Source organism: Mycobacterium bulgaricum (genome assembly GCF_041287165.2).
Lineage (GTDB): Bacteria > Actinomycetota > Actinomycetes > Mycobacteriales > Mycobacteriaceae > Mycobacterium > Mycobacterium bulgaricum.
In genome coordinates this window covers 97,696-115,153 of sequence record NZ_JBGGKV020000003.1, presented here as the reverse complement: position 1 = coordinate 115,153, position 17,458 = coordinate 97,696, and the positions used below count along the sequence as shown (strand labels likewise).

Sequence of the window (17,458 nt, the reverse complement as noted above, 5' to 3'; positions counted from 1 at the left end):
GCTCATAGTTACATCAGGCAAGGAATCGGCGCTACGAAGGCTGACCTAACTAACCCGGTTAGACGAGTCAGGACCCCGCCGAGGGCGCGAGGTGGGCGCGCAGCATCGACAGCATTTCTGATCGGGATTCCGCACCCAGCCGCCGTCGAATCCGCGCCACGTGGTGCTCGACAGTCTTTGCCGAGATGAAGAGTTGCGCGCCGATTTCCCGGTACGGCATGCCCTGCAAGAGCAGTTCGGCGACCTCGCGCTCGCGGTTTGACAGGTGTGCCGCGCCGCGCTGTGCGAACGTGCGCGAGGACGTCTCATCCCGTTCGGGAACGGACGCCACGAGGTCCGCTTCCGGTGAGGTGGCGGCGTGCTTGAGGTCGCGCGCGAGCTGCAACATCGCCTGCGACACCCGTTGATCGGTGGTTTGGAGCGCGGCCTGACCGGCCAGCCGGGTCGCGTCCCAGGTGTGTCCGTGAAGGGCCAGACCCCGCGCCGCGACTGTCACGTCGGCCACGTCGACCTGGTTGGCGAGTACCCGCAGCCAGGTGCGACCGGCGACTGCCAGCGCTTTTGCGAACGAGCTGCCCGGGGCTGCGGCCGTAAGGGCCTGGCCGTGGGGCGCGACGGCGTCGGGCGCATTGGCCAGGATGCCGGCGTGGACGCCCGCCCAGTGCAGCGGCACCGCCCACAACACCGGATCTCCCAGCTCGGCCAGCAGCGCGAACGCCCCGTCGATCGCATGCTGCAGTCGATCGACCTGCCGCATCCGCGCCGCCGCGATCCACAGTTCGCCCAGCGGGAGGAGCGCGAACACGTCCGTCGAACTCTCCGCCAGCACCTCCATGGCGGAATACCAGTGCTTCTGCATGGCGCCGCTGTCGCCTGCCCGGCGGGCGACGCCGGTGTGCAGCGCTGCGGCCCACAGCGCGTCCCGCCGGTGCAGCGTTGCGAGGTCCCCGGCCGGCGCCGCAGCGGCGGCGGCGCTCAGGTGACCGTCCTGCATGTGCGCCCACCCGAGGAGCAGACGGTGCCGCTGAGTGACGAAGATCGCATCGGCCCGGTCGGGTTGTCCGTCGTTGTGCACCGCGCGTCCGATGACGCTGCGGGCGCGCACGGGGTCGCCGCTGTGCAGCGCGGCGAGGGTCACCAGGGCGGCGGAGGTGTCCGGCAGGACGCCGCCGTCGGCTCCCTCGGCGGACAACGACTGGCTCAGCCTCGCCACTGCCACCGGGTACGGCTGATCCAACGTCATCACCAGGCCCTCGGTGACGCTGCGGGCTGCCCGCGCGACCGATGTCGGCGGTCCGGACGGCCGCTCGTCGGCGGTGGCCCGGGCCGCCGCGGCATCACCTGCGGCCAGTGCGGCGATCGTCCAGGCAGCCGTCACGACCGCATCGGTGGTGGGACCGAGCCACCGGAACAGGTCTGCGGCTTGGGCGGCTCCACCGTCGTGCATCGCAATGCTCGCGGCGATCCGGACCGCCGCGGCGCGCTCCCCGTGATCCTGCGAGGTGAGCAGGTCGTCGCAGAGTCGGCCGGCCGTTGCACAGTCACCGGTCAGCGCCAGCGCGTCCGCCAGCTGACCGCTCAAGGCCGTCGCGCCCGCGTCTGCGGCGGCGCGGTAGAGCCGTGCTGCGCGAGCCGGATGTCCTCGGGTTCCGGCGGCGAAGCCGGTGAGCGCGGTCGCGAGCCGGTCGTCGCGCAGTCCGTGTTCGGCCATCCGCAGGGCAAGCTCGGCGGTCAGCGTCGACAGCTCCAGCTGCGAGTGCAGAACGGACACCTCGATGTCGTGATGCCTTGCCGCACCGGCAATCTGGGCGATGCAGTCGTGAACCGTGCGCAGAAAGGGCTGCGGGTGCGAGGGTTCGACCAGCGCGGCGGCGCGTGCCCTGTCGACAGCCGCGAGCGCGGCCTCCGGTGACATCCGCAGCGCCGCGGCGACGTCGTCGGGCCCGAGTCCAGTGCTCAGCGACGTGACGAGCAGGGTGTCGAGAAGTCCTTCATCCACGCGGCGGAGCCGTTCGATCAGGGCGAACCGCGCGGCCTGCCGAACCGCCGCCGCGCCGTCCGAAACAGCGGAGAGGGCGGGGGTCAACAGAAAGGGCAACCCGCCCGTCGCGGAGGCGAGAACTCGCACCAGTTCGGGTCCGGCCGGCATGCCCAGAACTGACGCGGCGACGCGGCCGATCTCGGCGGGCGCTAGCGGGGCGAGCGTGATCGCGGGGTTCTCGCGTTCCAGGGCAGTGACCAAACGTCGCAGGGCGGGCCGGTGCGCGAGCGGTTGGGCGGCGATGACGACGGCCGCGTCAGGGGCCGCGACAAGCGCTGTGAGACGGTCCAATTCGGCATCGTCGAGTAGGTCGGCATCGTCGACGACGACCACGGCCGCCCCGGCCGCCTCAGGGTGAGTAACGACGTGGCGGCCCGCCGATCGGAACGAGGCCCGCAACTCGGACAGCACCGTCGACTTGCCGGTGCCGACGCCGCCAGTGACCACCAGTTTGACCGGCGCGCTCGGATCGGTGTCGACGGCCGCGAGCGCCTCGCGGGCGGCCGGCAGCACTTCCATCGCCCCGGGGTCAGGCGCCGGCGTCGGGGATGACGGTCGTGATGATCGGATCCGGGTCCACCGGCTCGGGCTCCGGTTCCGGTGCGGCCGTGGTCGTCGGCGGCTGCGTGGTCGTGGGCGGTTGCGTCGTGGTCGGCTGCGTGGTCGTGGTCCGCGTCGTCGTGGTCGTCGGCGTGGTGGTGGTCGTGGTCGTCGTGGTGGTCGTGGTCGTCGACGACGTGGTCGACGGTGACGTGGTCGTCGTCGACGAGGGCGGAGGTGGCGGCGGCTGGCTGACCGTCGTGGTCGCGATGCCGTCGGGACCGACTGTGACGGTGGTGACCGGCGGTGGCAGCTCGGGGGGCGTCGTCTCGGCCGGCGTCGTCGAAGCCGTCTCCGTGACCGTCTCCGAGCTCCCGTCGGAACTGGTCAGGGTGATCGCGAGGCCGCCGACTGCGAGCAGCGCCGCTGCCGCGGCCAGTCCGAACAGCAGCGGCGGGCGCTTGTACCAGGGCAGCGGAGCGAAATCGTCGCGGTAGTCGTCGTCCTCGGGCGCGAACGCGACGGGGGGTCGCGCAGCGGTCGAGCTCGGATCGGTGTACGCGGAAGAGGCCGTGTAATCGGCGCCGGTGTAGGGCGTCGGATCCTGCACGGCGTCGTCGTCCTGCGACCACGCCAGCGCGCCACCCGCGACGGGTGCTGCCGGACCCATCGCGGTCGGCATATCGGCCGCAGGCCCCATCGCGGTCGGCATGTCGGCAGCGGCGGCCATCCCGGTCGGGGCCATCCCCGTGGGGGCGTCGCCCGCGAGGCTCTGGTTGGCGACCAGCGCTGCGCCCGCGGCGATGCTCAGCAACGCCTGCGGTGTGGTGACGACGGGTGCGCGCAGTTGTTCGGACAGCCGCTGGGTCACCATCGGTATCGCGGCTCCGCCGCCGACAGTGGCTATTGCCGAGATATGTTGAGCGGCAACGCCATTGCTTTCCAGCGTGTCGCCGATGATGTTGAGCAGGCCTGCGAACGGTTCTGAGATGAGCTGTTCCAGCTCGGGTCGCGTCACCCGTACGTCGGAGCGGAAGCCGGGCAGGTCGACGGGTACAGCCGTGGCGGTCTCGGCCGACAGTCTCTCCTTGGCGGCGCGGCACTCGTCACGCAGCCGGGCCAGCGGACCGACCGCGGCCGTTCCGGACGTGTCGGCGGCGTTGGTGTCGTTGACGCCGGCGAGCACGTGATCGAGCAGCGCCCGGTCGATGCCGTCGCCGGAGAAATCCGGATAGCGCACCGTCTGGCCGACCGTCACGAGGTTGGCGCCCGCGTCGGCGAGGGTGACGCTGGACCCGCCCGCGCCGAGATCGACGAGGACGACCACACCGCTGCTGGGCAGACCCGGCGTGATCTTCAGCGACGACAGCGCCGCGGTGGAGTCGGGGATCAGCGTGGCGGGCACACCGTCGGGCGACAGGCTCGGCACGGTGCGCAAGGCGCCGCGCAACGCGCCCACCGTGCCGGGGCCCCAGTGTGACGGCACGGCGACGGTCACCGGCGAGCCGCCGTCTACCAGGCGTGCCATCGCGTCGAGCGCCGCGGCGAGCACCTGCTCCCCGCGGTGCGAGGTGCCGTCCGTCGCGACGAGCGGCACAGGGTCTCCGACCCGTTCGACGAACCCGCTCAGCACGATCCCCTGCTCGCTGCGGGCGGGGATCTCATCGGGTGCGCCCACCTCCGGCGCCTGGCCGGGGACGAGCGTGAGGACGGAGCGGCGGGTCACGGGTGGGCGGCCCACACGGGCTGCGACGAGATTGGTCGTCCCGATCGACAACCCCAGCGGTTCGGTCATGGCGGTGTCTCTCCTGTCTGGACCGTGCACCACCTTAGCGGCTCGTCGACCACCCACCACGGACGTTCCCCTAGTGTGGCGGAGCCCCTAACGGGTGATCCCCTAACGACGCCGCGGCCGGCCCGGGATTCGCACCGATCCGGCGGCGCATCTGCGCGAATAGCATTGTCGCCACCAGCACCCGAGAGGGTAACTCCGAAAGGAACGTGGCCGTGGCGAACTCGCTACTCGACTTCGTGATGTCGCTCGTGCGGGATCCCGACGCCGCTGCACGCTACGCCGCAGACCCGGCGCAGGCTCTCGCCGACGCACATCTGACCGACGTGACCACCGCTGATGTAGCGAATCTGATTCCGGTGGTGTCGGAATCGCTGTCGATGGCGGCGCCCACACACAGCCTTGACGCGCTGGACTTCGAGCCTGTCAGCAATGTGTGGACAAGCGGGGCTGCGACGGCGGCCTTCGATGCCTTCGACGATCAGCTGCCGACACCCGTCATCGTCGATACGCAGGCTGACACCCCTGTTGTCGTCGATGACGTCGACCCAGGCTTCGAGGTGCTCACCAGCGCCGACATGGTCGATCCGGTGGTATCCCCGCAGATCGCTGACCCGGATATCGACGATCTCGGCGCTACCGGCACCGCCCTCGTCGAGGATTGGGCGCAGCCGCTCGACACCGCGGATACCGGCGACCACGTTCCGGGCTTCGACCTCTTCGACTGACCCCTCAGCACTGCGAAAACCCGTGCGGATCTGATGATCCGCACGGGTTTTCTGCATGTGAGCTGCAGCGATGCGTTGACCCCCTGGGCATCCCCTAATCCCCTATCGGGGGTTCGCCACGATCCCTAGATCGCCCCGACGGGGATTGGGACCGAGCCCCGTTTCCGGTGCCCGGCGAAGTCCATAAATTGATCTCCAGACGCCGGGACCAACCGGCAAGCAGACCCAGAAACAACCGGAAAGGCACTCCCATGAACACTCTCATCGACTTCATCCTCGACCTCTTCCGCAGCCCCGCCGCGGCCCAGACGTTCGTCCTCGACCCCGACGGCGCCCTCCGCGATGCGGGCCTGCCGAACGTCACCGCCGCACAGCTGGCTTCGGTGGCCGCCACGGCCGCTCCCGCCGGCTACGCCCTCGGCGGCGGCGACCCGGTCGTCGGCCTGCAGCGCGCCGTTGCCGACCACCATCAGCTCGCGTCGAACTTCGCCTCGCCGTTCTCCCCGCAGACGTCGTACGCGCCGACCTTCGCCCCCAACACCAACACCGACCTGCTGAGCGGCAACAACGTCCCCGTCGCGAGCCCGATCCAGGACGCCGGCGCCAACGCCCAGAACGGCGCCTTCAACCTCGGCTTCGGTGACATCACCTTCGGCGACAAGACCAGCAACACCGCCACCAACGGTGGCGTCGTGGTCGACGGCGACAACGACGGTGACATCGTCAGCGGCGACGGCGCCGTGCTCGGCGACGGCAACACGATGAACAACGGAGACATCCTCGCCGGCTCGGGCTCCAACGTCGTGGTCGGCAAGGACAACGAGGTCGAGGACAACTCTCAGACCGCGGGCGGCGACCTCATCGCCGACAACGACGCCCCTGTCCTCAACGACGTCGACACCAGCGGTGGCAACGGCGGCGGCGCCGACGGCGGCGGCAGCCTGCTGGGCATCGGCTCCGGCAACGCGGTCGGCGGTTCCGGCGGCAACGGCGGCGGCATCATCATCACCGACAACGACGTCAACACCGGCACCCAGGTCGACGGCAACATCGGCAGCGACAACACCGAGGACAACTCGGTCAACACCAACGTCGAGACCGACATCGTGACGTCCACGGAGAGCTCGATCGAGGACAACTCGAGCAGCTACGAGTCCAACATCGGCTCCGGCAACGAGACCAACACGGATCTGTTCTCCGGCAACGTCACCGGCATCGACACGGACATCGCGTCCAACAACGACGTTGCCTCCAACAACAACACGGACAACGACCTCGTGGACGCCTTCTGATCCACGCGACACCAGGCTGCTGGCGGGGACCGTTCATGGTCCCCGCCAGTCGTCGCGCCTACCGTTGAGAGACACCGGATCAGAGGAACACCATGACGCCACCGAACGACCAGAAGAAGGTCGTGCTCGAGCTCGTCGACCACACCAGGAAGATCGCCGACACCCACGAACGGGGTGACCTGGTGGCGCGGTTGACGCGTGCCGAGCAGCGCATCAACGATCCGCAGATCCGCGTCGTGATCGCCGGCCAGCTCAAACAGGGCAAGAGCCAACTGCTCAACTCGCTGCTGAACATGCCGGTGGCCCGCGTCGGCGACGACGAGTCCACGGTGGTCGCGACGGTGGTGTCCTACGGCGAGCAGGCATCCGCACGGCTGGTGGTTGCGCGGCCCGACGGCGAAGAGCCCGAACTGATCGACATCCCGGTCGCGGACCTGCGCAACGACCTGCGCCGTGCCCCGCAGGCCGGCGGTCGCGAAGTGCTGCGGGTCGAGGTGACCGCGCCGAGCCCACTCCTCAAGGGCGGCCTCGCCTTCATCGACACCCCGGGCGTCGGCGGACACGGCCAGCCGCATCTGTCCGCAACGCTGGGCCTGCTGCCCGATGCCGACGCGATGCTGATGATCAGTGACACCAGCCAGGAGTTCACCGAGCCCGAAATGACGTTCATGCGGCAGGCTTTGGAGGTCTGCCCGGTCGCGGTGATCGTCGCGACCAAGACCGACCTGTATCCACACTGGCGCCAGGTCGTCGACGCCAACGCCGCCCATCTGCGCCGGGCGGGCATCGCGACGCCGCTGGTTCCGGTGTCCTCGACGTTGCGCAGCCACGCCGTGCAGCTGAACGACAAAGAGCTCAACGAGGAATCGAACTTCCCGGCGATCGTGAAGTTTCTCTCCGAGGAGGTGCTCAAGCGCCAGCACGACCGGGTCCGCGACCACGCGATCGGCGAAATACGCGCTGCAGCAGAACATCTCAAGCTGGCGGTGGACTCTGAGCTGGCCGCCCTCAACGACCCGCACACCCGCGACAGGCTGACTGCGGATCTGGAGCGGCGCAAGCAGGAGGCGCAGGACGCGCTGCAGCAGACCGCACTGTGGCAGCAGGTGCTCAACGACGGCATCGCCGACCTGACCTCCGACGTCGACCACGATCTGCGACAGCGCTTCCGCAACATCACGTTTCACACCGAGCGGGTCATCGACGCAGGAGATCCGACGCTGCACTGGGCCGAGATCGGCGCCGAACTGGAGGATGCGGTCGCGACGGCTGTCGGCGACAACTTCGTCTGGGCGTACCAGCGGGCGGAAGCCCTTGCCGCAGAAGTGGCCAGGACGTTCATGGAGGCCGGCCTCGATGCGGTACGGATGCCGACGATCGACGCGAGAAACATGGGCGCCGACATGGGTGAGTTCCGGTCGCTGGCACACCTGGAGGCCAAGCCCCTCAAGTTCGGGCACAAGGTCGTCACAGGGATGCGCGGGTCCTACGGAGGCGTGCTGATGTTCGGCATGCTGACGTCCTTCGCCGGGCTCGGAATGTTCAATCCGCTGTCGCTGGGCGCCGGTTTCATCCTCGGCCGCAAGGCATACAAGGAGGACATGGAAAACCGGATGCTGCGGGTGCGCAACGACGCGAAGACCAACGTGCGCCGGTTTGTCGACGAGGTCGCGTTCACGGTCGGCAAGGAGTCCCGCGACCGACTGCGCGGCATCCAGCGACAGCTACGCGACCATTACCGCGAGATCGCCAACCAGACCACCCGGTCCCTCAACGAGTCACTGCAGGCCACCCTCGCGACAGCCAAGGTGGAAGAAGCCGAACGCAACACGCGCGTCAAGGAACTCGAGCGTCAGCTCAACATCCTGCGCCAGGTCATCGACCACGCGGACAAGCTGGGCACACCTGCCGTGGCCCCGGCTCACTAAGCTCGGCAGATCAGTACCAGCGACCAAGTACGGGCGATCCTGGGCGGCACCATCGCCGCCTATCGAAACGACCCCGCCTACCGGCAACGTCCGGACCTGCACGACGAACTGCAGCGCATCGGCGGGCGACTGAACCAGCCGATGCGCATCGCGCTGGCCGGCACGCTCAAGGCCGGTAAGTCGACGCTGGTCAACGCGCTCGTCGGCGACACCATCGCGCCGACCGATGCCACGGAAGCGACCCGCATCGTCACGTGGTTCCGGCACGGTCCGACACCGAAGGTGACGGCCAACCATCGCGGAGGCCGCCGATCCAACGTGCCGATCGCGCGTGACCCCCGTGAGGGCGGCCTGACGTTCGACTTCGCACAGCTGGATCCCGACGACGTCCTCGATCTCGATGTCGAATGGCCCGCCGCCGAACTCGTCGACGCGACGATCATCGACACCCCCGGCACGTCGTCGCTGTCGAGGGACGTGTCGGCCCGCACCCTGAGACTGCTGGTGCCCGACGACGGGGTGCCGCGAGTGGATGCCGTGGTGTTTCTGCTGCGGACGCTCAACGCCGCAGACACCGCGCTGCTCAAGCAGATCGGCGAACTGGTCGGAGGCTCGTCCGGCGCGCTCGGTGTGATCGGGGTGGCGTCGCGCGCCGACGAGATCGGGGCGGGGCGCATCGACGCGATGATGTCGGCCAGAGACGTCGCCCAGCGGTTCACCGCGGAGATGGAGCGGACGGGCATCTGCCAGGCCGTCGTCCCGGTGTCGGGGCTTCTCGCCCTGACCGCGCGCACACTGCGGCAGCGGGAGTTCGCGGCGCTGGAGAAGCTCGCCGGCGTGGATCCCACGGACCTCGCCAAGGCCATGCTGTCGGTCGACCGGTTCGTGCGTGAGGACAGCGCGCTGCCCGTTGACGCGGTGACCCGCGCTGCGCTGCTGGACCGCTTCGGCATGTTCGGCATCCGCATCTCGATCGCGGTGCTGCGAGCCGGCGTGAGCGACTCCGTAGCGCTGGCCGGAGAGCTTCTGGAACGCAGTGGCCTGGTGGCGCTGCGCGACGTCATCGACCAGCAGTTCGCGCAGCGCTCCGATCTGCTGAAAGCACACACCGCGCTGCTGTCGCTGAGGCAGTTCGTGCAACGCAACCCCGTGTATGCGACGCCGCAGATCCTCGCCGACATCGACCCGCTGCTCGCGGACACGCACGCATTCGAGGAACTGCGGCTGCTCAGTCAGTTGCGGTCACGCGAAACGACCCTCAACGACGACGAGATGGCCTCGCTGCGACGGCTGATCGGCGGTTCAGGCACCGACGTCGCAAGCAGGCTTGGGCTGTCGTCCGGAGTAGACGCAGACGGGCCGCGCGCCGCCTTCGCCGCAGCTCAAAGGTGGCGCAGACGGTCAGAGCACCCGCTCAACGACCCCTTCACCGCCAGGGCCTGCCGGGCCGCCGTGCGCAGCGCGGAGGCGATCGTCGCGGAGTACGCACGCCAGGGGCGCTGAGGCCTAACGTTTCGGCTCCGCCGAACGACATAAAAGGCATGCGTAGTTCACTGGGCATCTCGCTGGGCACAGCGAATCTCACAGCGGTCGCCGACGGGCGGCCTTCAGTGCGGCCGACGGTGGTAACCGTGGCCTCCGGTCTGACGGTCACCGGCTTCGTCGAGCGCATCGGCGATCCCGTCCCGTTGGTCCTCGCCGACCATTCGGTGCACCGGGCCGAGGCGCTGGCCGCGGCCGCGATCGAAGACCTCACCCGAACGGCCCGGCCGCAGCGACGGCCCGACGTTGCGGCAGTCGCCGTACCCGCGCACTGGCCCGACCCGATCGTCGCGGCCCTGCGCATCGCAGTGCCTCACCTGACGGTGGTTTCGGACGCCGCAGCGGCGCTCACGGCGTTGCAGGCCGATCCTGGTCTACCTGCGCGCGGGGTGGTCGCGCTCTTGGACTTCGGGGCGAGCGGCACCAACATCACGCTCGTCGACGCAGGCAACGGCTTCGGGGTCATCGGAGAGACCCTCCGGGTAGACGCGTTCTCCGGCGATCTCATCGACCGCGCGGTGCTGGAGCACGTATTGGCGGGAGTCGATGCCGAGCCCGCGGGGACGTCCGAAGTGGCGGTGCTGGCCGATCTGCGTGCTCACTGCCGGGCGGCCAAGGAACGGTTGTCGTTCGACACCGCAACCGGTTTCGTCAGCGGCGGTGCCACGGTGCGGTTGACGCGTCCCGAGATCGTCGAGCTGATCACCGGTCCGCTGGACCGCGCCATCGAGGTGCTGGTCGGCACTCTGTGTCGCCACGGTGTGGCCCCGGCGCAGCTCGCAGCGATCGCGACGGTCGGTGGTGGAGCGCGTATACCGCTTGTCACACAACGGCTTTCCGAAGCGCTCCGCAAGCCGGTGATCACCGTCCCGCATGCCCAGGCAGCGGCCGCGATCGGCGCCGAGCTGATGGCGCTGCGGGTCGGCGAACACGAGGCGCACACCACGCTGGCGCCTGCCGGCGCGCCGGCCACCTCAGCGCACGCGACGATGGCCGCGGCGGTGCCGCACCTGGCGTGGTCGGAGGAGACTGTCGACCTGTCCACGCCGGAGACGGACGTCGTGTACGGCACGTCGTATGCGCGGCCCGATGTGCACTTCGAACCGGAGGCCGATGTCGTCGACCTCGAACCGCTGGCATGGTATCGCCGGCCGGGCGTATTGTTCGGCGTCGCAGCGTGTTTCGCCGCGCTGGCGGCCACCGGCCTGGTTCTGACGTCACATGTCGGCCCGGCGGGCCCCGCCGAGGCGGGCGCCTCGGGCGTCGAGACGCCTGTCGCGACGAAACCGGTGGAGGCGCAGGTCGAGGTGGCCGCACCGCCGCCCGTTGTCACCGAGACGGTGGTGGCGAATGCTCCTGCGCCGCGGGTGGTCCAGGCGGCTCCCCAGCAGCCGCCGCCGCAGCGCGTGGTGACAAAGCAGGCGGCGCCGCAGCCTGTTCCGCGGCCGGCAGCGCCGCCCCCCGCGGCTCCGTCGCCGACGCCCTCGCCGAGCCCGACGCCCAGTCCGACGCCGTCGCCGACTCCCACACCGAGCCCGACCCCCTCACCGAGCCCGACGCCGACCCCCACGCCCAGCCCGTCGCCGACGCCCACGCCCAGCCCGTCGGCGACACCGGAACCCGAGCCGACACCTGAGCCGTCTCCCGAACCGTCGCCGGAACCCGCACCAGAGCCGGAACCGGAGCCCGCGCCCGAACCGTCCGAGGCGCCTCAGCCCGAGGTGGTCGAGCCCACCACTCCGGTCGCCGAGTGTGTGCCGTCGGCCGAGATCACCTGCTGATCAGGGGGCTGCCGGCGCGGGCGGCGGCTCGGTGACCGTCTGGGTCTGAGTCTCCGTCTGCGTGACGGTACTGGTACTGGTGCTGGTGCTGACCGTGGTGCTCGGCGTCGTCGAGGTTGTCGTCGTGGTGGTGGTCGTCGGCGGGGTGGTGGTCGTGGTGGTCGGCTCCGTCGTCGTCGAGGTGGTCTCGCTCGCCGTCTCGGTGTCGGTCACTGTCGCCGGGGGCACCGCCGATGCGGACGTCGTGGTCAGCGGGGTCAGAGGCGTGGTCGATGTCGTCTCCGAATCCGAGTCGCCCGTGATCGCCTTGGCCAATCCGAACACCACGAGTGCGATGAGCACCGCGCCGATCGCACCGAGGGCGACCAGCGCCGCGGGTTTCCGGTACCAGGGAGTCTCCGGCTCCGGCTCTGCCGCCGGCTGGTCGTAGTCGCCGTACCCGTAGTTGCTGAGCTGGGTCGGGTCGTCTTCGGAGTAGTAGTTCTGGTCGTCGCCATCGCCGTATCGCGCCACGGAGACCGAGACTACGCGCTCAGTTCCTACGTTCCGGGGTACAGCGTGCGTGTCACGTTGGTGCGGGGACGACTGCGGGTCGTCGTCTCCTCCTCATCCGCATCCTCGTCCTCCTCGGTCTCCCGAGTGCGTGGTGGGCGGGTGCTCGGCCTGGTCGTCGACTCCGTCGTCGTCGCGGTGGTCTCACCGGGATTGATGTCGCTGGTCATCGGCGGGCTCGTGCTGGTGATCGTCCCGGTCGTCGTCGACGTCTCGGATTCCGTCGCGCTGGCCGAGGACCTCGGCGGCGGGATGTAGTTCAGCGGAGCCTGCTCCGGTTCGCTGAACTGCCCGGCCACGTACGAGATCAGCATGACGAGCAACCCGATCGCGAGAAGGCCGGCGACGCTGGCCCCGAGCAGCGTCGACGTCTGGTTGTGCCATTCGACGGGCGGCTCATCGCGAGCCTCATCGTCGTCCCGTCGGTTCACGGGCACCGATAGTAGCCGTGACCTGGGGCGGCGCGCCTGGTCAGCCGACCTGGGGGATGATGTGCTCGGCGAAGAACTCGACGTGCTCAAGGTCCGATTGGTCCAGAACCTGCAGGTAGACACGCTGCACGCCGGCCTCGAGGAACGGGCCGAGCTTGTCGATGACCTCGGAGGGGGTGCCGACCGCCGGGGAATTGGACCGCAGCTCATCGACGTCCCGGCCGATCGCCGCGGCACGCCGGGCGATCTCCCCGTCGTCGCGGCCGACGCACACCACGAAGGCCGCCGAGTAGGTGAGGGAGTCCTTCGGGCGGCCGGCCTTCTCGACCGCCGCAGCCACCCGGGCGTACTGCTCGGTGAGCGTCTCCAGGGGCACGAACGGGATGTTGAACTCGGCAGCGAATCGGGCCGCCAGCGCCGGTGTCCGCTTGGCGCCTCCGCCGCCGATGATGATGGGCGGGTGCGGATCCTGCACGGGCTTCGGCAACGCCGGCGAGTCGGTGATCTGGTAGTGCCGGCCGGAGTAATCGAACGTCTCACCGGCCGGCGTGGTCCAGAGGCCGGTCAGGATCTCCAATTGTTCGGTGAGCCGGTCGAAGCGTTCGCCCAGCGGCGGGAACGGAATCGCGTACGCCTTGTGCTCGGCTTCGAACCATCCCGCACCGAGACCGAAATCGATACGGCCGCCGCTCATCTCGTCGACCTGAGCCACCGAGATGGCGAGCGGCCCCGGGTAGCGGAACGTCGCCGACGTCACCATCGTGCCGAGCCGGATCGACGTCGTCTCGCGCGCCAGACCCGCCAATGTCACCCAGGAGTCGGTCGGGCCGGGTAGACCGTCACCGGCCATCGCGACGTAGTGGTCGGAGCGGAAGAACGCCGAGTACCCCGCCCGCTCGGCCGTCTGCGCGACGGCGAGCTGGTCGGCGAAGGTCGCCCCCTGCTGGGGTTCGACGAAGATGCGGAAATCTGCTGGGGACACGTTTGTCTACCCTAGGCTCAGAGCCCGCCGCGGGCGCTCTTGAGGCGCTCGATGAGATCAGGGTCGCCGTCGAACGACACCCAGGCCTGGTCGCGACCCGCGGCGTACATCAGCAACTCGCCGACGTCGCCGGTGATCACCACCTCAGGACCCTTGCCGGCGGTGGCCAGTGTGTCGCCCTGCGGGGTTCGGAACACCGCCTTCACGGGTGCCTTACGCAGTGTCATCCGCGCCATCATCGCGACCGGTCTGCGCAGCGTGGAGACGGTCGCGTCGTCGAGCGGCCTGGGCTCCCAGTCACCACCCACCCTGCGGACGTCCTCGTGATGGATGAACATCTCGGCGGGGTTGGCGACCGGGTCGAGGAGCTTGAAGGGCGAATAGATCGGCGGCCCCTCGGCTACCTGGCCGAGCAGTACGTCCCAGTCGGTCGACGCGGCCACCTGTCCCTGGACCCGCTCGGTGTAGCCGGCCAATGCCGGAACCAGGATTCCCGGTGCCGCGTCGAGTCGCCGCTCGCGGACGACGAGGTGCGCCGTCAGATCCCGCACGTCCCAACCCTCGCACAGAGTGGGGGCGTCGGGCGCGGTGTCGCGGAACGTCGCGACCAGGGCGGCTCGTTCTCGCTGTGCAACGGTCATGGTCTGCCTTTCGGTTCAGCCGAGCGCACGGTCAAGGTTGATGGCGGCGCTGATCAGGGACAGATGGGTGAAGGCCTGCGGGAAGTTGCCCACCTGGTCTCCGGTCGCGCTGACCTGCTCAGCGTAGAGACCGACGTGGTTGGCATAGGTGAACATCTTTTCCAGCGCCAGCTGGGCGTCGCGCAGTCGGCCGGTGCGGGTCAGCGCCTCGACGTACCAGAACGTGCACAGCGAGAATGTTCCCTCGTCGCCGTCGAGGCCGTCGGTGGCCGGGTCGTAACGGAACACCAGCGAGTCGGTGACCAGCTCCCGTTCGATCGCCTCCAGCGTCGACAGGAATCGGGGATCGACGGGCGAGATGAACTTGACCATCGGCATCAGCAACACCCCGGCGTCCAGCTGATCCCCGCCCTCGACCTGGGTGAAGGCCTGCAGGTCGGCGTTCCAGGACTTGGACATGATGCGGTGATAGATGTCGTCGCGGGCGCCGGTCCACGTGACCAGGTCGGCGGGCAGGCCTCGCCGTCGCGCGATACGGATCGCCCGTTCGATCGCCACCCAGCACATCAGCCGCGACGTCGTATAGGGCTGCGGCTCGTCCCTGATCTCCCACATGCCGGCATCGTCGCGGTCCCAGTTGTCCACCAGCCAGTCGATGACGTACACGACGTCGGACCACGCGTCGTAGCTGATGCCAGCCCCGTACTTGTCGAAGAGGTAGACCGAATCGATGAGATCGCCGTAGATGTCGAGTTGAAGTTGCTTGACGGCGGCGTTGCCGACCCGAACGGGGGTGGAGTCGAGATAGCCGCGCAGATGGTCGAGTTCGTACTCCTGCACCGGTTCGTCGCCGTCGATGTTGTAGAGCACGCGCAGGGGCCCCAGGCCGTCGTGTTCGCGCTCGCCGCGGCCGAGGCGCTTGGACAGCCATTCGATGAACGAATTCGCCTCTGCGTTGAACCCGAGACGGAGCAGCGCGTAAAGGCTGAAGCCCGCGTCGCGCATCCACACATAGCGATAGTCCCAGTTACGTTCTCCGCCAATGTGTTCGGGAAGGCTCGTGGTGGCCGCGGCGACGACGGCGCCCGACGGCTCGTGGGTCAGGAGCTTGAGGGTGATGGCCGAGCGCTCCACCATCTCGCGCCACCGGCCGCGGTAGCGGGAGTGCGCCAGCCAGCTGCGCCAGAATTCGGCGGTGGCCTCGAACAGTTCGTCGACGTCCACGGCCGACGGGTCGGGATCGGCAGGGTCGAGGACCTCCAGCACGAACTCGGCGGTCTCGCCGGTCTTCAGTGTCAGTTCGGAGCTGACGACGCCGTCCTCGACGGTCAGTTCGGCCGATGAGGTCAGTCGCATCGCCAGGATGTCGGCACGGAAGTCGACGGTGTCGTCCCGGTGCTCCGTCTCGAATCGCGTTCTGCCGTAGTCAGGTCGGGCGTCGAGTTGCATGCGCACGGTGACTTCGCCCCGAACGGCGATGAGGCGGCGCACCAGTCGCTGCCGGTGTTCGCCGTCGGCGGGTTGGGTGATCGGCATGAAGTCGTGCATCTCGACCACGCCGTCGTTGGTCAGGAAGCGGGTGATCAGCGTCGCTGACTCCGGGAAGTAGAACTGATGGGTGTGGCTGCTGTCGCATAGGGTCGAGATACGCCAGGCGCCACCGTTTTCGGGGTCGAGGATGGCACCGAAGACACTGGGGGAGTCGAAGCGGGGTGCGCAGAACCAATCGACGGTTCCGTCGGTTCCGACCAGGGCGCAGGTCCGAAGATCCCCGATCAGGCCGTGCTCGGCGATGGACGGACCGTCAGCCATCAGGCAACCGCCAGCCGCCGTCACCGGGCAGCCGCACCGCGGATTCCGGCCCCCACGACCCTTTTTCGTAACTCTGCACCGGCGGCGGATTGTCGAGCACGGGCTGACACACCTGCCACAGCCGATCGACCTCGTCGGCACGTGCGAACAGGGTCTGGTCGCCGCGCATCACATCGAGCAGGAGCCGCTCGTAGGCGTCGAGTCCGTCGTCCTCCTGGTCGTCGGGTGTGAGCTGCAACGCCGACCCGACCCGCTCGGCAGACAGCTCAGGGCCCGGCTTCTTGACGTTGAGCTCGAGGGTCGCCGCCGGTGTCGCCGTCAGGTCGAGCACCAGCTGGTCGCGTGAGGGCTGGCCGAACAGCCCCGGTGTCGGTGTCCGGAATGTCAGGGTGACCGTACGGCGGTTGTCGCCCATGGCTTTTCCGGTGCGCAGATAGAACGGAACATCGCGCCATCGGTCGTTGTCGACGAATGCCTCCACTGCCACCAGGGTCTCGACGCGTGATTCGTCGTCGACCCCGTCCTCGTCCCGGTATCCGTCGTACTGTCCGAAAACCACCCGCGCCGGGTCGAGCGGACGCATGTCTTCGAAGACCCGGGCTTTGGCGTCGCGAAGGCCGTTCGCGTCGAGCGCCGATGGCGGCTCCATGGCGATGAAGCCGAGCACCTGACACAGGTGGGTGGAGACCATGTCGCGGAAGCACCCGGTCGATTCGTAGAAGCTGCCACGGCCCTCCAGTGCGATGTCCTCCGGGACGTCGATCTGAACCGATTCGACATGGCTTCTGTCCCATGAGGGTTCGAGAAGTCCGTTGGCGAACCGCAGAGCAAGGATGTTCTGCACGGCTTCCTTGCCGAGGAAGTGGTCGATCCGGTAGATGCGGTCCTCGTCGGCGACGGACTCCGTGGCCGCGGCGAGCTCGCGTGAGCTCTCCAGGTCGGTGCCGAACGGCTTCTCGACGATGATCCTGGCGCCGTCGGTCATTCCTTCCCGGCCCAGCATCTCGATCATGGGTTTCATCGCGGTGGGCGGCACCGACAAGTAGACCAGGGTCTGCGCCCCGTCCCCGAGATCGTCACGTGCCTGACGGACTTGCGCAGCGAGCTCGGCGCCGTCCTCGTCGTTGGCGGACTGGAAGGTGAGCCTGTCCAGGAGCTCGTCCACGATCTCGTCGTCGAGCGTCTCGATCGAGTCTGAGAGCCCTTCCCGTACCGAGTCCCGGAATTCGTCGAGACTCTCCGGCGAGGAGCGGCCGGACCCGATGATCCGGTAGTCCTCGGGAAGTCTGCCTGCACGGGCGAGCCGGTACAAGCTCGGAAACAGCATGCGGCGGGCGAGGTCTCCGCGAGCACCGAACAGCACAAGAACCACGGGGTCGGCGGCATCAGAGGTCAT

At 68.8% G+C, this 17,458-nt stretch carries 13 protein-coding genes; 5 read left to right on the top strand and 8 right to left on the bottom strand.

All coding sequences use genetic code 11. From position 1 onward, the window contains the following. Positions 1-67 precede the first annotated feature (67 nt). Together iniR and ACAG24_RS11530 are read right to left on the bottom strand one after the other, a co-directional pair. Positions 68-2,560 carry an isoniazid response ATPase/transcriptional regulator IniR gene (gene iniR / locus ACAG24_RS11535; RefSeq protein WP_370473200.1) on the bottom strand — a complete coding sequence of 831 codons (2,493 nt, stop codon included), beginning with the start codon at positions 2,558-2,560 and terminating at the stop codon, positions 68-70. A 10-nt stretch (positions 2,561-2,570) separates the two neighbouring features. Then, a complete protein-coding gene (locus ACAG24_RS11530; protein ID WP_370473199.1) occupies positions 2,571-4,376 on the bottom strand; it encodes an Hsp70 family protein in 1,806 nt (601 codons plus the stop codon). A gap of 212 nt (positions 4,377-4,588) precedes the next feature. Here ACAG24_RS11530 and ACAG24_RS11525 point away from each other — a divergent pair, with 212 nt between their 5' ends. The 5 genes from ACAG24_RS11525 (at position 4,589) to ACAG24_RS11505 (ending at position 11,644) form a co-directional block, all read left to right on the top strand. After that, positions 4,589-5,101: an Rv0340 family IniB-related protein gene (locus tag ACAG24_RS11525; RefSeq protein ID WP_370473198.1), complete on the top strand. Its 513-nt coding sequence runs from the start codon at positions 4,589-4,591 to the stop codon at positions 5,099-5,101. Positions 5,102-5,352: 251 nt separating this feature from the next. Then, entirely contained in the window at positions 5,353-6,393 is a 1,041-nt protein-coding gene (locus ACAG24_RS11520; RefSeq protein ID WP_370473197.1) for an IniB N-terminal domain-containing protein, read from the top strand. A gap of 92 nt (positions 6,394-6,485) precedes the next feature. Continuing rightward, a complete protein-coding gene (gene iniA, locus ACAG24_RS11515) occupies positions 6,486-8,321 on the top strand; it encodes an isoniazid-induced dynamin-like GTPase IniA (protein ID WP_370473196.1) in 1,836 nt (611 codons plus the stop codon). 9 nt (positions 8,322-8,330) lie between these two features. Further along, positions 8,331-9,824 (top strand): dynamin family protein, encoded by a 1,494-nt coding sequence (locus ACAG24_RS11510; protein WP_370473501.1) that lies wholly within the window; start codon positions 8,331-8,333, stop codon positions 9,822-9,824. Between the two features lie 128 nt (positions 9,825-9,952). Further along, positions 9,953-11,644, top strand: a complete 1,692-nt coding sequence (locus ACAG24_RS11505; RefSeq protein ID WP_370473195.1) for an Hsp70 family protein — start codon at positions 9,953-9,955, stop codon at positions 11,642-11,644. Here ACAG24_RS11505 and ACAG24_RS11500 read toward each other — a convergent pair whose 3' ends face one another. From ACAG24_RS11500 to zwf, 6 genes are read right to left on the bottom strand one after another with little or no spacing between them, the layout of a single operon-like run. Continuing rightward, on the bottom strand, positions 11,645-12,157 hold the full coding sequence (locus ACAG24_RS11500) for a hypothetical protein (RefSeq protein WP_370473194.1): 513 nt from the start codon (positions 12,155-12,157) through the stop codon (positions 11,645-11,647). 26 nt (positions 12,158-12,183) lie between these two features. Beyond that, positions 12,184-12,627: a hypothetical protein gene (locus ACAG24_RS11495; RefSeq protein WP_370473193.1), complete on the bottom strand. Its 444-nt coding sequence runs from the start codon at positions 12,625-12,627 to the stop codon at positions 12,184-12,186. 40 nt (positions 12,628-12,667) lie between these two features. Then, positions 12,668-13,609 carry an LLM class F420-dependent oxidoreductase gene (locus tag ACAG24_RS11490; protein WP_370473192.1) on the bottom strand — a complete coding sequence of 314 codons (942 nt, stop codon included), beginning with the start codon at positions 13,607-13,609 and terminating at the stop codon, positions 12,668-12,670. Between the two features lie 17 nt (positions 13,610-13,626). Beyond that, entirely contained in the window at positions 13,627-14,250 is a 624-nt protein-coding gene (locus ACAG24_RS11485) for a TIGR03085 family metal-binding protein (protein ID WP_370473191.1), read from the bottom strand. Between the two features lie 15 nt (positions 14,251-14,265). Then, positions 14,266-16,062, bottom strand: coding sequence for a glycoside hydrolase family 15 protein (locus ACAG24_RS11480; protein ID WP_370473190.1), 1,797 nt, complete (start codon positions 16,060-16,062; stop codon positions 14,266-14,268). After that, positions 16,055-17,458 carry a glucose-6-phosphate dehydrogenase gene (gene zwf, locus ACAG24_RS11475; protein ID WP_370473189.1) on the bottom strand — a complete coding sequence of 468 codons (1,404 nt, stop codon included), beginning with the start codon at positions 17,456-17,458 and terminating at the stop codon, positions 16,055-16,057. The genes ACAG24_RS11480 and zwf overlap by 8 nt, the downstream gene beginning before the upstream one ends.